This is a genomic window from Dactylosporangium sp. CA-092794 (assembly GCF_050948465.1).
GTDB lineage: Bacteria > Actinomycetota > Actinomycetes > Mycobacteriales > Micromonosporaceae > Dactylosporangium.
Window position 1 is genome coordinate 1978233 of record NZ_CP192044.1, and the last position, 15894, is coordinate 1994126.

11 protein-coding genes are annotated in these 15894 nt (G+C 73.1%); 3 read left to right on the plus strand and 8 right to left on the minus strand.

Annotation, left to right across the window (positions count from 1 at the left end):
• Positions 1-7 precede the first annotated feature (7 nt).
• Positions 8-1027, plus strand: coding sequence for a non-homologous end-joining DNA ligase (gene ligD / locus ACQPXD_RS08745; protein WP_432836555.1), 1020 nt, complete (start codon positions 8-10; stop codon positions 1025-1027).
• Positions 1028-1695: 668 nt separating this feature from the next.
• On the opposite strand, the gene ACQPXD_RS08750 is transcribed toward ligD, so the two are convergent.
• The 8 genes from ACQPXD_RS08750 to ACQPXD_RS08785 all read right to left on the minus strand — a co-directional run bounded on the left by ACQPXD_RS08750 (position 1696) and on the right by ACQPXD_RS08785 (position 13263).
• Complete coding sequence (locus ACQPXD_RS08750; RefSeq protein ID WP_432836557.1) at positions 1696-3234, minus strand: alpha/beta hydrolase; 1539 nt, start codon at positions 3232-3234, stop codon at positions 1696-1698.
• 413 nt (positions 3235-3647) lie between these two features.
• Positions 3648-4733 (minus strand): ATP-dependent DNA ligase, encoded by a 1086-nt coding sequence (locus tag ACQPXD_RS08755; RefSeq protein ID WP_432843735.1) that lies wholly within the window; start codon positions 4731-4733, stop codon positions 3648-3650.
• 405 nt (positions 4734-5138) lie between these two features.
• On the minus strand, positions 5139-6026 hold the full coding sequence (locus tag ACQPXD_RS08760; RefSeq protein ID WP_432836559.1) for a DNA-3-methyladenine glycosylase family protein: 888 nt from the start codon (positions 6024-6026) through the stop codon (positions 5139-5141).
• Positions 6023-6964, minus strand: coding sequence for a hypothetical protein (locus ACQPXD_RS08765; RefSeq protein WP_432836561.1), 942 nt, complete (start codon positions 6962-6964; stop codon positions 6023-6025). The genes ACQPXD_RS08760 and ACQPXD_RS08765 overlap by 4 nt, the downstream gene beginning before the upstream one ends.
• The gene (locus ACQPXD_RS08770; RefSeq protein ID WP_432836563.1) at positions 6961-9438 is read right to left on the minus strand and encodes an AAA family ATPase; all 2478 of its coding nucleotides are present in this window, start codon (positions 9436-9438) and stop codon (positions 6961-6963) included. Before ACQPXD_RS08770 ends, ACQPXD_RS08765 begins: the two co-directional genes overlap by 4 nt.
• Entirely contained in the window at positions 9435-10580 is a 1146-nt protein-coding gene (locus ACQPXD_RS08775) for an exonuclease SbcCD subunit D (protein WP_432836565.1), read from the minus strand. The genes ACQPXD_RS08770 and ACQPXD_RS08775 overlap by 4 nt, the downstream gene beginning before the upstream one ends.
• A gap of 10 nt (positions 10581-10590) precedes the next feature.
• Positions 10591-12363 carry an ATP-binding protein gene (locus ACQPXD_RS08780; RefSeq protein ID WP_432836567.1) on the minus strand — a complete coding sequence of 591 codons (1773 nt, stop codon included), beginning with the start codon at positions 12361-12363 and terminating at the stop codon, positions 10591-10593.
• A gap of 189 nt (positions 12364-12552) precedes the next feature.
• Positions 12553-13263, minus strand: a complete 711-nt coding sequence (locus ACQPXD_RS08785) for a pyrimidine reductase family protein (RefSeq protein ID WP_432836568.1) — start codon at positions 13261-13263, stop codon at positions 12553-12555.
• Between the two features lie 244 nt (positions 13264-13507).
• Between ACQPXD_RS08785 and ACQPXD_RS08790 the strand changes: the two genes are divergently transcribed.
• Both ACQPXD_RS08790 and ACQPXD_RS08795 read left to right on the plus strand, forming a co-directional pair.
• On the plus strand, positions 13508-14053 hold the full coding sequence (locus ACQPXD_RS08790) for a plasmid pRiA4b ORF-3 family protein (protein ID WP_432843737.1): 546 nt from the start codon (positions 13508-13510) through the stop codon (positions 14051-14053).
• 448 nt (positions 14054-14501) lie between these two features.
• Positions 14502-15815: an ABC transporter substrate-binding protein gene (locus ACQPXD_RS08795; protein WP_432836570.1), complete on the plus strand. Its 1314-nt coding sequence runs from the start codon at positions 14502-14504 to the stop codon at positions 15813-15815.
• Positions 15816-15894: the final 79 nt, after the last annotated feature.

The window sequence follows — 15894 nt, forward strand, 5'->3', positions numbered from 1 at the left end:
CCCTAGCATGGCCGATGCGCTGGAGATCGAGGTGGCCGGGCGGGCGGTGCGGCTGACCAGCCCGGAGCGGGTCGTGTTTCCCGACCGGGGGTTCACCAAGCGGGACGTGTTCGAGTACTACCTCGCGGTCGGCGACGGGATCATGCGGGCGCTGGGTGAGCGGCCGACCACGCTGCAGCGGTTTCCCGAGGGCATCGGCGGGGAGGCGTTCTTCCAGAAGCGGGTGCCGACCCGCGGGGTACCACCGTGGATCGAGACCGCGCAGATCGCGTTCCCGAGCGGGCGAAAGGCCGCCGAGCTGTGCCCGGTCGACCTCGCGCACGTGGCGTGGGCGGCGCAGATGGGCACCATCGTGTTCCACCCCTGGCCGGTGCGGCGCGGGCACGTCGACCACCCCGACGAACTGCGGATCGACCTCGACCCCCAGCCCGGCACCGACTTCGCCGACGCCGCCGTGGTCGCCGGCGAGCTCAAGGCCGTGCTCGACGAGCTGGGTTTCACCGGCTGGCCGAAGACCTCGGGCGGGCGGGGCATCCACGTGTACGTCCGGATCAAGCCCCAGTGGACCTTCGTCGAGGCCCGGCGGGCGGTCATCGCGCTGGCTCGCGAGGTTGAGCGCCGCCGCCCGGACCTGGTGACGACGAAGTGGTGGAAGGAGGAGCGCGGCCGCCGCGTGTTCGTGGACTTCAACCAGATGGCCCGCGACCGCACCATCGCCTGCGCCTACTCCCTGCGCGCCAACGCCCGCGCCACCGCGTCGACCCCGCTGCGCTGGGACGAACTGTCCGACGCCGACCCGGACGACTTCGACCTCCGCACCGTCCCGGACCGCTTCGCCAAGCTCGGCGACCCGCACGCCGGAATCGACGAGGTGGCGCACGATATCACGGAGCTGCTGGAGTGGTCCGCCCGAGACGCGGCGAACGGCGAGGGCGACATGCCCTACCCGCCGGAGTACCCGAAGATGGAGGGCGAGCCGATGCGCGTCCAACCGAGCCGGGCCCGCAACAAGCAGGAAACCGCATAGCGCAACGCCTCACCACGGCGCCCCCCTCGGCGACGCGCCGAACCCGGCGTCTCGGTGGCGCCGCCGAGGGCCTGTGTTCGAAGTCGGCGGTGGCGGCGGACCGCTCCGAGGTTCGGGCGTGTCGAGATCGACAATGAGCGAGGTCTCCGGTCGTTGGTTTACCGACCAAGAACCGTAAGGGGCCCCGGCGGCGCTTTCTTTCCGCGATCATGCCGAGGAGCGTTCCGAATGGCGGGATCTCCATGATCGTGGAGCGATGATGTACCAGGAGCGGCACTATCACTCCGCGATCATGAGGATCCCAGCCAGTGGACGCGTCCGGCGCATGATCACGGAAGCAAAACGCCGCACCGGCGCGCGCCGCACCGGTCGCGCGCCGCACCGGCCGCAGGGGGCACCAGCGCCGCGCGCGGCGGGCGGAGCCGCTGGGGGGTCGCGCCGCTCTGGATCGACGGGGTTGAGCCGGCCCCTAGATCTGGCGGCGTGGGAGGGGCGCAAGCCGGCGTCGAAGGTGGCCGGCCAGGCCAGCCCGGCGCGGCCGGCCCTTCCAGGTCCGGTAGGCCGGCGCTCGGTGCGGTGCGGCCGGCGCTCCGTCGGCGGGGCTGGTGCTCCGTCCGGCCGGGTTCGGCGCGTAGGTGGTCGCCACCGCTGCGGACGACGCCGTCGGCCTACTTCTCGCAGGTGGTGCCGGTCGGCGGCACCCTCAGATCGATCAGGTAGCGGTTCACCGCGTCGATGATGCAGCCCGTCTGCGGGTATGCGGTGTGGCCCTCGCCCTTCCAGGTCACGACGGTGCCGACGCCCAGCATCTTGGCCAGGGCCGGGGCCTGCTCGTATGGGGTGGCGGGGTCGTTGAGCGTGCCGACGACGACGATCGGCGCGGAGCCGGTGGCCGGGCCGGTCGGATACGGGTCGCGCTTGCCCGGCCATTGGGCGCAGATCAGGTTCAGCGCCAAGGGGCCCCCGAACAGCGGATACTTCTGGCGCCACTGGCTTTGCAGCGTGCGGGCCGCCTCGACGGTCGGGGTGTCGTCGCTGTCGGCGCAGCCCACGGCGGAGTTGGCGTCGAACATGTTGCTGTAGTGGCCGTCCGGGTCGCGCTCGGCATAGGAGTCGGCCAGCTGGAACATCTTGTCGGGCTTGCCGTTGCGCAGGTCCTGCATGGCCTGGGCGAGCAGGCGCCACGACGACTCGCTGTAGAGCGAGGAGACCACGGCGGTGAACACCCAGCCGGAGGTCGCCGCGCGGCCCTTGCCCTGCACGGGCGACGTGCGGGCGTCGGCGATCGCCTTCATCACCACCGAGCGGGCGTCCGGCCCGATCGGGCACGAGGTGGCGTTGGCGGCGCACCAGGTGTTGAAGTTCGAGAACGCCAGCTCGAAGCCGGCCGCCTGCTTCTCCGCCGATTCCTGTGAGCTCAGCGTCGGGTCGACGGCGCCGTCGAGGACGAGGGCGCGCACGTTCTTCGGGAACAGCTGCGCGTAGACGGCGCCGAGCAGCGTGCCGTAGCTGTAGCCGAGGTAGGTCAGCTGCTGCTCGCCGACCGACGCCCGCAGCGCGTCCATGTCGCGGGCGGCCTGCTCGGTGGAGAACAGCGGCAGCTTGTCGCCGTACTTGTCGCCGCAGCTCTGGGCGAGCTTGCGGGTCAGCGTCACGGTCTGCTGGAACCCCGCGTCGCTGACCGGGTCGGGATCGATGCCGAAGTTCTGGTCGAGGTCGGCGTCGGAGAAGCACTTCACCGGCGAGGAGCGGCCCACCCCGCGCGGGTCGAAGCCGATGATGTCGAACCGCCGCAGGATCTCCGCGGGCAGGTAGACCGACCGGTAGACGCCGTAGTCGAAGCCGGAGCCGCCCGGCCCGCCCGGGTTGATGAACAGCGACCCGACCCGGTCGCGCTGCGTCGTGGACCGGCCCCGCACCATCGCGATGTCGAACGTGCCGGAGTCCTTCGGGTGCGCCCAGTCCTGCGGCACCTTGACCGTGGCGCAGGTGAAGTTCACATTCTGTGGCGCGGACGGGAAGATCCCCTTCCACGCGTCGCACGGCTTCCAGTCGGCCGGCGGAACGTCGATGACGCTGGACGGCCTCGCCGCCGCCGACGGCGTGCCCAGCGCGCGGCCGGACGTCGGCGTGGTGAACCGCGGCGGGCTGGTGCACCCGGCCACCAGCGCCAGCACCAGGAGCAGCGGCGCGAGCAACGGCCGCACCCGTCGCCACCGAACCACCCCGGTCCGAGCGGCGGCGCGCGGCGGCGCGGTGGCCGACGGCCTTGCGGGTCGGAGGGCGACGGCAGACGGCGCGGGCCGACCGGCGGCGAGCGGCAGCGCGGTGATCGGCCGGGCGCTGGCGGGCGACGGCGCGGTGGGCTGGGCGGTGGTGGCGGGCGGCAGCGCGGTGATCGGCCGGGCGCTGGCGGGCGACGGCGCGGTGGGTCGAGCGCCGGCGGGCTGCGGTGCGGCGGAAGGCGGGAGCGCGGCGGCGGGTAGTGGCATGGCGGGTGACGGCATGGCGACTGGCGGCATGGCGGATAGCGGCATGGTGGGTAGCGGTGTTTCGGGCCGGGCGGTGGCGGAGGGCGGCAGCGGTGCGGCGGGCGGCGGCACGGGCGAGGGGGAGTGGGTCACGGACGGCCCGCCAGCACCGACTCGACGTCGAACCGCAAGGGGCGGTCGAGCTGGTCATACGTGCAGGAGCGCGGGTCGCGGTCGGGGCGCCAGCGCTTGAACTGGGCGGTGTGGCGGAAGCGGTCGCCCTCCATGGCGTCGTAGCCGACCTCGACGACCAGCTCCGGGCGCAGGGGGACGAAGGAGAGGTCCTTCTTGCCGGTCCAGCGGCTCACGCCGCCGGGCAGGCGGGTGGCGGCGTCGCCGGCCGGGACGGCGTCGATGGTGGCGGGGGTGGTGCCGGGGGCCAGGCCGGCCCAGTTCCACGGGTGGTCGGCGATGTCCTGGCGATACTGCGCGAGCTCCTCGACCAGCTCGGCGCGGCGCTCGCGGGTGAAGGAGGCGGCGACGCCGACGTGGTGCAGGCGGCCCTCGTCGTCGTAGAGGCCGAGGAGCAGGGAGCCGACGATCGGGCCCTCCTTGTGCCAGCGGAAGCCGGCGACCACCGCGTCGGCCGTCCGCGAGTGCTTGATCTTGAACATGGTGCGCTTGCCCGGCTCGTAGACACCGTCGGCGGGCTTGGCGATGACGCCGTCGAGGCCGGCGCCCTCGAAGCGCTCGAACCAGTCGCGGGCCACCTCAATGTCGGTGGTGACCGGTGTGACGTGCACCGGGGCCTTGACCCCGGCGAGGGCCTCGGCCAGGCGGGCCCGGCGCTGCGCGTAGCCGGTGGCGACCAGCGCCTCGTCGCCGAGGGCCAGCAGGTCAAAGGCCACGAACGACGCCGGGGTCTGCTCGGCGAGCAGGCGGACCCGCGACGCGGCCGGGTGGATGCGCTGGCCGAGCAGCTCGAAGTCGAGCCGCGGGGCGCCGGTGTCGCGGCGGATCACGATAATCTCGCCGTCGACCACGCAGCGGGACGGCAGCTGGGCCCGCACCTCTTCGACGACCTCGGGGAAATACCTGGTCAGGGTCTTGCCGCCGCGGCTGGCGAGCTCGACCTCATCCCCGTCGCGGAAGACGATGCAGCGGAACCCGTCCCACTTCGGCTCATAGCTCATGCCGGGCGCGCTGGGCAGGCTGGGGATGCTCTTGGCGAGCATCGGCTCGACGGGGGGCAGGACTGGCAGCTCCACGAGGGTCAGTCAACCACACGGGTACGACAAGTTTGGCGAGCAGCAGCGGGCGCGGAACCTGGCACGGCGATCCCGGCCGCCGGATGGGCGGCCCGGACGCTGAACTGCGTGCACATCCCGTCGGGCTACCGCGTTTCGCCCGACGGGCGAAAAATCCGATAAGTCCGGACACGAAGTGTCTGGACTTATCGGCAGGCCATCGATCGGCTCATGCGAGGCGTCGGCTGGATGAGGGCGCAGTGGGCGGGCATCGCGACCGGAACTCTCCGCGATCATGCCGGAGCCGCCACCCGCTGCGCGCCAGGGGACTCGCATGATCACGGAGAGATTCGGTCGCTCCAGCGGCAAGCCCAGGCCGAGCGGGCGAAGGGATCAGAAGTGGGCGAAGGAGCGGAGCGGCATCCGCGGGCCGAAGCGTGGCGCGGCGATGCCGGCGGCTGAGATCAGGGCGCAGACCCGGCCCCGGTGCGGCGCGAACGGGGCGAGGAGTTCCAGCATGTGCTCGTCGGTGCCGCGGGCGGCGCCGGTCAGCGCGAACGCCACCTGGTTCTTGATGTTGTAGTCGCCGACCGAGACGGTGTCGGCGTCGCCGTACGCCACCCTGGTGACCTCGGCCGCCGTCCACGGGCCGATGCCGGGGATGCTGACCAGGCGGGCCGTGGCCGTGGACGCGTCGGTGCACCGCTCCAGCGCGACGGCCTGGGCGGCGGCCCGGCGTAGCGTCTCGGCCCGTTTCTGTTCGATGCCGAAGGGGTGGAACGCCCAGTACGGCGTCCGGGCGATCACCTCCGGGTCGGGCGGGAGGAGGAGGCCGGGGCGCGGGCCGGGTGCGGGCTCGGACAGCCGGCGCAGCACCCGCACGTAGCCGTGGTGGGCCTCCTTGCCGCTCACCTTCTGGCCGAGGATCGTCGGCACCAGCGGGTGGAAGATCCTGCCGGTCGCGCCCATCCGCAGGCCGGCGTGCTCGCGGGCGAGCCGATGCACGACCGGGTGCTGCCGGGCCAGTTCGGCGAAGCCGGTGACGTCGTCGCGCAGGCCGGCGATGGCGGGGGCGCGGTCCAGGAGCCAGTCGGCCCCGGGGCCGAACGCCTCCCAGGTGAGATCTGGGCCGGCGAGCGTGAAGTGCAGGGTGCCGGGGCCGTCCGGCGTGCGGGTGGCGAACCAGCCGGAGCCCGGTGACAGGGACAGCGTGGGATCGCCCTGGATCGGGGCGAGGCCGCGCAGGGTGCGGACCAGGTCGTAGCGTTCGGGCACCTTCATGCGGCGGCCCGGGACAGTGCGCGGTGCAGCAGGCGGGCGTCGCCGAGCATGGCGCGCAGCTTACGCTCCAGGCCGGCGATCGGCACCAGGTTCTGCGGCGCCCTCGGGTCCTTGTAGGCCTGGGAGGCGAACCGCGGCAGCGTCACCGCCGACAGGTGGGCCAGGGCCACCGCGTCGGACGGGGTCAGGTCGGCGGAGCACTCCGCGCGCACGATGCCGGACCAGGGGGAGCCGGCCGGGCCGGGCAGCCGCAGGTACCACGCGAAGCGGTGCCAGGACGTGCCGAGCAGGAACACCGGCGTGCGCTGGCCGCCGTGCAGGGAGGTGACCACGGCGGTGAGGGCGGCCGGGAGGTACTCCACCCGGTGCGTCTTGATGTAGCCCAGCGCCCGGGGCAGGTGGGCGCGCTCCTGCAGCGGGCCGTCGACGATGAGCAGGTCGCCGTCGGTGCGCTCGGCGCCGGAGACGCCGACCTCCAGCGCCCGCATGTGGCGCTGGACGCCGAGCGCCAGGTCTTTTGGCTCGCCGCGGGAGACCCGGCGGCCGGGGTACCGCACGCTGCCCGCCACGATCGGCGGCAACGGCTCGACGGGCGTGAACAGCCCCCGCTCGATCCGGGTCGTCGCCACCTGCGCCACTCCCCGGTCGAGCTCGCAGCGCACGACCCCGGCGGCGTAGGAGGCGGCCACGCCCGGGTGGGTGGTGCCCTCGTCGTCGGTGATCCACACCCGGGCGTCGATGCGCTGGACGCCGTCGACGATGAGCACGGTGCCGGGCGGGCGCAGGCCGGCCGGCGGGTCGACGGGGCGCCACGAAGCGGCCGGCAGTTCGGTGTCCGGCTCGATCTGGGCGCTGCTCGGCGCCTGCGGCCCGGACGCCTCGCCCGCCTCGAACGACTGCCCGTAGGCCGGATCCCAGGCGTCGACGTGCAGCTTCACAGGCCCACCCGCTCGATGCGGGCGGTGCGGGCGTCGCGGCGGACCTCGAAGCGCACCGGGATCCGTTCGGCGAGCGCGCCGACGTGGGTCACCACGCCGACCATGCGGTCGCCGCGGGCGGCCAGGTTCTCCAGGGTCGCGGTGACGGTGTCCAGGGTGGTCGTGTCCAGGGTGCCGAAGCCCTCGTCCAGGACGATCGACTCCAGGCTCGCCGAGGCCGTCGACAGGCCGGCCAGCTGCTCGGACAGTGCGAGCGCGAGGGCCAGGGAGGCCTGGAACGTCTCGCCGCCGGACAGGGTGCGCACCGCGCGGCGCAGGCCCGCGTCGTGGTGGTCGATGACGTAGAACTCGCCCTTGTCGTGGCCGAGGTCGTACTGGCCGCTGGACAGCTCCCGCAGGGTCCGCGAAGCGCCCTGCACCAGCGTGTCGAGGGCCTCGGCGAGCAGCCAGCGCTCGAACCGGTCGGCCCGCAGGTGCTGGGCGAGGGCCTTGGCGACCTGGGCCTCGCGGGCCAGGCCGTCGCGCTGCTCGCGCATCCGGTCGGCGTCGGCGCGCCGCTCCTCGATGCGCCGCCGGTCGGCGTCGGCGCGCTCGAGCGCCACCGCGGCCTCGCGGGCCGGGTCGCCGCCGGGCGGGGCCAGGCCAGCCCTGGTGAACAGCTCCGCCAGCTCGCCGCGGACGTCGGCGGCCCGCCGCTCGGCGGCGCGGACCGCGTCCTGCGCCTCCGGGCGTCCGGCCCGGCGCCGCCCGGCCTCGCCGGTCGCCCAGCCGTGCAGCGTGGCCCACGCGTCGCTGAGGTCGTCGCGGTTGGCCGGGGGCGGCCCGAACGCGGCCAAGGCATCGCGGGCGGCGTCGAAGGCCCGCCACGCGGCGCGCAGCCGCTCCTCGGCCCGCTCGGCGCCGGTCGCGGCGGTGCGGTGCGCCTCGCGGGCCTTCCGCACGTCGGTGCCGGCCCGCTCCAGCGACTTCTGCAGCGCGGCGATGCCGTCGAGGTCGCGGCGCAGCGCCTCGGCCGGCGGCGCGCCGTCGAGCTCGGTGTCCAGGGCGGCGATGCGCTTGTCGACCTGCTCGGCGTGGGCCCGGGCGGCGGCCAGGGACCGGTCCAGCTCGCGCACGGTACGGTCGCGGTCGGCGACCACCCGGTCCGCCGCCTCGCTGCGCTTGCGGGCGGCCTTGCCGGCGGCCTCGGCGGCGGCGACGGCCGGCTCGTGCGGCACGACGGGGAGCTCGTGGACGGTCTGCGCGCACACCGGGCACGCCTCGCCGACCCGCAGGTGCGGCCGCAGCGCGACGGCTCGGTCGGCCGCCACCGCCGTCTGGTAGGCCTCCCGGGCCGCCTCCAGGGCGGTGAGCGTGGCCGCGGCGTCGGCGCGGGCCGTCTCCAGCGTGGCCGCCGCCCGCTCGTGCTCCGCGGCCGCCGACGCGACCGTCTCGTGCACGGTGGTGGCTTCGGCGGCGAGGCGGGCGCGCTCGGCGTGGCGGTCCAGCAGCCGGCGCAGCGCCGCGGCGTCGCCGGCCGCCTGCAGTTCGCCGCGGACCTTCTCCTCGCGCTCCTCGGCGGCCCGGGCGGCGTCGACGGCCTCGGCGACGGCGGCCCGCGCTTTCGCGGCGGCCGCGGCCAGGCCGGCCGCCTCCGCGGGCACGGTCACGCCGGCCAGCCGGTCGATCTCGGCGTCGAGGGCGGCCAGCGCGGCCCGGGCCTGCTCGGCGAGCCGGCCCGCGTCGGCGAGCTGGGGCGCGATCCGGTCGACGGCGCCGGCCAGCTCGCGCAGCGCCTCCGCGCGCGCCGTCGCCGCCGACAGCGCGGCGTCGTCGATGCCGGACAGCGCGGCGAGCTGGTCGTCGAGCACCTTGAGCTTCGTCTCGGCGGTCGCGCCCTCGGCCGCGGCCCGCTCCCGGATCTTGCCGTAGACGTCCAGGCCGAGCAGGTTGACCAGGATCTTCTGCCGCTCGGCGGGCTTGGCGTGCAGGAACGCGGCGAACTCGCCCTGCGGGAGCACCACGCACTTGGTGAACTGCTCGTACGGCAGGCCGATCACGGTCAGCACGGCCTCGTCGACCTCGCTCGGCGTGCCGGCCAGGACCTCGGCGATGTCGTCCTGCTCCAGGCCGTGCTCCAGCTTGCCCAGGTCCAGCCCGGGCGCGAGGGCCTCCAGCCCGGCGTGCTTGGTGGTGACGGCGCCCTTGGCGTCGCGGCGGACGACCCGGGTCAGCACGTAGCGCACGCCCGCCGACTCGAACACCAGCCGTACCCGGGCCTCGGCCGCGGACGGCGCGAGCGCGTTGGCGATCGCGCGCCGGTCGCCCCAGCGCGGCACGGTGCCGTAGAGGGCGAAGCAGATCGCGTCGAGGACCGTCGACTTGCCCGAGCCGGTCGGCCCGACCAGGGCGAAGAAGTCGGTGTCGGTGAAGTCCACCGTGGTCGGCTCGCGGAAGACGGTGAACCCGTCGAGGTCCAGCCGGATCGGCCTCATGCGTGCATCACCTCGTCGTGCAGCCGGTGGAACAGGGCCACGGTCGCCTCGTCGGCGTGCCCGCGCTGGACGAGGTAGTCGGCGAAGAGCTCCCCGGCGGACCGCCCGGCCCGGGCCGCCTCCGCCTTGCCCGCGCCCGGGTTCGGCAGCAGCTTCGGATCGATGCGTACCTCGAGAGCCTTGGGCAGCAGCTCCTGCACCTCCTCGCGCAGGCCGGCCCGGGGCGCCTCCTGGACGTACACCCGCAGCCACGCCTCGCCGGTGGTGAGCGTGGCCAGCTGGGCCAGCGTGCCACGGACCGTGCGCAGCGGGGTCGACACGGGCAGGGTCACCTCCCGCACCCGGGCCGCCGTGGTGGCGCTGACGTCCACGACGCACGCGGTGGAGACGTTCTCCTCCTCGCCGAAGTCGATGGGCAGCGGGCTGCCGCTGTAGCGGATCGGGCACGGTCCGGCGACCGACTGCGCGCGGTGCAGGTGGCCCAGGGCCGCGTAGTGCACCGAGGACGGGAACACGGTGGCCGGCACCGCGTAGCCCATGATGGTGTGCGCCTCCCGCTCCCCGCCGCCCATCGTGGCGCCGATGACCGTCAGGTGCGCGGTGAGCAGGTTGACGGTGTCGCCGCCGAACCCCTGCGCGAGGCGGCCGATCAGCTCGCCGACGTAGTGGGCGTACGACTGCGTGACCTCGGCGGCGGAGAGCTCGAACAGCTCGCTGGCGCGCACGGCGTACCGCTGGGAGAGGAACGGCAGCGCGACCAGGCGCCACGGCTCGCCGTCGCGGGTCGTGCCGGACAGCAGGTGCTCCTCGGGCCGGCCGACCGCGCCGCGGATGGTGATCCCGGCCGCGTCGGCCCACGGCCGCAGGGCGTCGAGGGCCTTGCCGTTGTCGTGGTTGCCGCCGATGACGACCACTTCGGCGCCGCTCTTGTGCAGCGCGGACAGCCCGCGGGTCACGATCTTCGTGGAGTCGGCGGTCGGCGTGGCGGTGTCATACAGGTCGCCGGCGACGATCACCAGGTCGGGCCGCTCGGCCTCGGCCACGTCGACGAGCGCCTTGAGCGCCGCGATGTGGTCGTCGGCCCGGGACTGTCCCTTGAGGACCTTGCCGACGTGCCAGTCCGAGGTGTGGAGGATCCGCACGGTACCCCTTCTAGAACGGAATGTCGTCGTCGGAGATGCCGCCGGCGCCCACGCGCGCGACCACGGCGAACGGGTCGGTGGCGTGCTGCGCGATCGAGCGCAGCGTCGAACTGGGCGGAGGCCCGGCCTCGGCGGGGCGGGTGGCCCACGACGGGAACGGGAACTCGATGCACAGCGGCACCGGGATCTCCGGCTGGGACACGAACATCGTGCCGGGCTTGGCCAGCAGGGCGCGCTGGCGCTGGGCGGGCGGCAGGAAGCCGTACTCCGGGCGGGACGCCTCGGCCGGGTCGAGCCGCCCGACGACCCGGATCGCCGAGTTGGCCACGATCCGCCGCTCCACCTCGCTCGCGGTCTGCTGCGCGCCGATCAGCACCACGCCGAGGGACCGGCCCCGCTCGGCGATGTCCAGCAGCACCTCCTTGATCGGGCTGCTGCCCTCCCGGGGGGCGTACTTGTTCAGCTCGTCGAGCACCACGAACAGCAGCGGCTTGGCGGTGCCCGCCTTCTCTTTGCGCTCGAACTCGGTGCGCAGCGTCACGCCGACCACGAAGCGCTGCGCGCGGTCCGGCAGGTTGTGCAGGTCGACGACGGTCACCTGGGCCGACTCGGCGGTGTTGATCTGGTGCGGCCTGCGCGTGGCGAGGTCGCCGCGGATGAGCCGGGACAGGTCCTTCTTGCTGCCGATGAGCCGCCGCGCGAACGCGTTGACCGTGCCGAGCCCGACCGCGCTGCCGGCCCACTGCCCGCGGGTGGCGTCGTCGTTGAGCTGCTCGACCAGGTAGTCGACCAGGTCGGCGTAGGAGTTGAGCCGGGTGCCGTCGACGGCCACGCCGCCCTCCGCCGGCTGCGCGATGCGGGCCAGATGCGCGGTCACCGAGTGCACGACCATGGTGTACTGCTGCCGCTCGTCGTCGGCGTCGGCGAACACGTAGGGCAGCAGCCGGTCGGTGCAGAACTCCTGCAGCGTCCAATAGAAGGCGTCGACGCCGGACAGGCGGCTGCTGACGTCGGGGGTACCGGAGGAGTCGCCGGCCCGCGGCGGGGCGTAGACGCGCACGTCGGGGAAGGGGCCGGCGACCAGCCCGAGCCGCGCGTAGGCGTCCTCGGTGGCCTGGTCGAGCCGGCTGTTGGGGTGATCGAGGAAGAGCAGGTCCTCGCCCTTGACGTTGAAGATCAGCGCCCGGGTGTTGGCGGTCTCGCCGGCGCCGCCCAGGACGCCGGAGCGGAACACGGAGTACAGCAGGAAGGTGGCGAAGCTGGTCTTCGTCGCCACCCCGGAGATGCCGGAGATCGACACGTGGGCGCCGCGCGAGCCGTCGAGGAAGTCGGCGTTGAGGAACATCGGCGCGCCGTCGCGGCCGAAGCCCATCGGGATCGTGCGGTCCATCCGGTCGAAGTACAGCGCGCCGGCCCGGGCGTCGCCCTGCGCCCGGTGCACCAGCGCGCCCGGGGTCGGCGGCACGTACACCTCCGGGTCGACCCGGGTGGTGGTGATCTCGGCGGCCTCCTGGATGGTCGCCGGGAGCGTGCCGTCAGCGACGAGGAACACGTCGGAGTCGAACACGACGCCCTCGTGGCGGGCCCGGACGGCGGTCACCACCCCCGCGATCGTGATCGGATCGTGCTCGGGAAGGTCACGCTCGGTGACGACGACGTCGTCGAGTTGGAGGTACGCGCCGTCCTCCACCGCGACCCAGAAGGTCAGCGGGGTCGCATCGGCGGTGCCGAGCACCCGGCCGACGACGGGACCGCTCGGCGCGGGCGCGGATTCGTCCTCCATGGTCTGGACCCCCAGTACATGTGTTCGCCTGTGCATCGTGCCCCACCGGCGCCCGCCGGTCGAAGACACCACGCCAGATGAGTTCGATTCACGCTGACTAATTGGACATATCGGTGCGCAACACGCCGCTGTCCACAGGGTTCGGGGCAGTTGTCCACAGGCTTGTGGATGACGTTGTGGATTTCCGGCTCACCGGGTGTACCGCAGCAGCAGCAATCCCTCGGCGAGCAACGCGTGACGCAGGGTGAGCGTTGCGGGCGCTTCGAGCGGTGGGCCGTCGGTGATCCGTCCGGCGCCCGGGCCGGCGAGCAGGGGTGAGAGCGTCAGGCACAGCTCGTCGACGAGGCCGGCCGCGGTGAGCGAGCCGAACAGCCGCGGGCCGCCCTCGCTGAGGATCTGCCGGAGCCCCCGCTCCCGCAGCTGTCGTATGGCCTCGGGGAGGTCCAGGCCCTCGTCGCCGGTGGTGATGACGTCGGCGACGCCGGCCAGGTGGCCCGCGTCGGTGCCGGCCCGGGTGATGACGATCGGGCGGACCGGGGCGTCGGCCAGGGCCCGGTGCGTGGGGTCGAGGCCGGCGCGGCCGGAGACGACGACCAGGGTGGGGTACTCGGGCAGCCCTCGTGCGAGTCGCCAGGCCCGGCGCTCCTCGCTCAGTCGCAGCGCGTGGTAGTTCTCCTCACGCACGGTGCCGGCGCCGACCACCAGCGCGTCGCAGAGCATGCGCAGCAGGCCGAAGACCCGCTTGTCCGCCGGGCCCGACAGCGGCTCGCTCTTGCCGCCCACGTGCCCGGCGCCGTCGAGGCTGGACACGAAGTTGAGCCGCAGCCAGGGCTCGGGCGGGGTCCGGTAGAGCTCGACGAGGTCGGGTTCGTCCGCGGGCGCGGGCCAGAGCAGCTGCACCCGATGACCCTACTCGCCAGGTGGCCCCGTCACGGGCGGTGTCGGCTGCGGCGGCTTGTGCTGGCAGTCGCACCAGCTCCCGCCGCGGCAGTCGGCATGCCGCTTCTCGCGGCACGCTTGACAGATCATGGTTCCTATTCTGGCGCGCGGCTTCGCCGCGGGGGCTCCCGGCGCACAGGCCGGGCGCGAAGAACGTGGTGTCATGCTGCGCTTTCAGCCCCCGGCGGTCAACAATGTCTCCACCATGGCTCGCATGATCTATCAGCTGCGCATCGCGCTGGACGGGGTCGACCCGTTGGTCTGGCGCCGCGTCCTGGTGCCCGGCGGCTTCACCCTCGATCGCCTGCACCGGGTGATTCAGTACGCGATGGGCTGGCGCGACCGGCACCTGCACGTGTTCGACATCGACGGCGTGCAGTACGGCGTGCCCGACCCCGACGGCCTGCTCGAGGTGCGCGACGAGCTCGACACCAGGCTGGACGCGGTGGCGCTGAAGGGCACGCGGCTGCGGTACACCTACGACTTCGGCGACTGGTGGGAGCACGAGATCGCGGTCGAGGACGTGGTGCCGGCCGACCCTGACACCCGCTACCCGATGTGCACCGGCGGGGAGCGGGCCTGCCCGCCCGACGACGTCGGCGGGCCGGAGGGCTACCGCGACTTCCTGTCCGCCTACGCCGACCCCGCCCACCCCGACCACGCCGCCATGCGCGCCTGGCTGGGCCACGACTTCGACCCGTCGTTCTTCGACCCGTCCCCGCCCACGACCCTGCTGCGCCGCATGACCTGACCCGACCCGACCCGCCACGACGGCGTCGCCGGCCACGAAAGTTCCACCGCCGCCGCCCGGCTTCCGCCACGACTCGTCCCCGTCACCGCCAGGCGCGGTGGGTGTCGGGCGGGGCGGGGATAAGTGCTGATCACTGCGGGTCGGCGGATGGGCGCGGCGCGGGGAGGGTGAAGGGGCGTGGCGCGATAAAGCGGTACAAAGCCGGGCGTTGAAATCTTGCGGTAACGAAATGGGAACGCTCCCATTGCCCCATTGACACGTCGTCGTTCGCGGTTCAGGCTCATGGGAGCGCTCCCGCGGCTGTGGCCGGTGCCACACCCCCCGGTCGCGGGAGGCATCAATTCGCATGTCCGCCATACCCCGGCGGGGCTCCACCCTGCCCTGCCGCAGCGCATCAACACCCCCCACACCCACACCCATCACGCATCCACCTGAGAGAGGGGTCAGGATGAGCTTCACCTCGCGCCGCATGCGATCCGTCGCCGCGGCTGCGCTGACCGTCGGGCTCGCCCTCGGCATCGGCGCCTGTAGCGCCAAGAAGGACGACGCCGGGTCCGACGGCAGCAACGGCGGGCCGGTCACGATCTCGCTGTCCTACTTCGGCACCCCCGGCTTCACCCAGGCGGTCAAGGACTTCGAGGCCGCTAACCCGAACATCAAGGTCGACGTCAAGAACGAAGGCCAGACCAAGGACTTCGTGCCGAAGCTGGCCCAGCAGCTGTCCGCGGGCAGCGGCGCGAGCGACGTGGTCATGCTCGAAGAGGGCATGCTCCTGCAGTACCTCAAGGACAACAAGCCCTTCGCGAACCTCCTCGACCTGGGCGCGCAGTCGCTGGAGAGCGAATACCTGTCGTTCAAGTGGAAGAACGCGTTCACCGCGGACGGCAAGAAGCTCGTCGGCCTCGGCACCGACGTCGGCCCCCTCGCCATGTGCTACCGCACCGACCTCTTCGCCAAGGCCAACCTGCCGACCGCCCGTGACCAGGTCAGCGCCCTGTGGCCGACCTGGGACGACTACGTGAAGACCGGCGAGAAGTTCAAGGCCGCCAACCCGGGCGCCGCCTGGCTCGACTCGGCCACGAGCGTCATGCAGCCGTACATCATGCAGAACAGCGAGACCTGGTTCTACGACAAGAACGACAAGTACATCGGCGACACCAACCCGGTCGTGAAGCAGGCCTACGACATCGGCATGGACATGGCCGCCAAGGGCCTGACCGCGAAGCTGGTGCGCTGGCAGGCGGACTGGGACACCGCGTTCAAGAACGCCGCGTTCGCGACCGTGCCGTGCCCGCCGTGGTACACCGGCGTGATCAAGGAGCGGGCCGGCGACGCCGGCAAGAACAAGTGGGACATCGCCACCATCCCCGGTAAGGGCGGTAACTGGGGCGGCTCCTACCTGGCGATCCCGGAGCAGAGCAAGAACAAGAAGGCCGCGTTCGAGCTCATCAAGTTCCTGACCGGCAAGCAGGGTGGCCTGGACGCCTTCAAGGAGGCGGGCCCGCTGCCGTCGTCGGTGTCGGCCCTGGCCGACCCGTCGCTGACCGGCGCCACGAACGACTACTTCAACAACGCCCCGGTCGGCCAGATCTACGCCGGTGCGGCGAAGGACCTCAAGCCGATCTACCTGGGCCCGAAGCACCAGGCCCTGTGGGAGAGCGGCTTCGAGCCGGCCATGCAGGCCGCCGAGCAGGGCAAGCTGACCCCGCAGGCGGGCTGGGACAAGGCCATCAAGGACAGCAAGGCGCTGGCCGAGGGCTGATCGGGATCCGATCGACACCGGGCGGAGGCGGCGTCCCGACGCCGCCTCCGCCTCTGGCGAATGCTCGTAACGGAAGGAC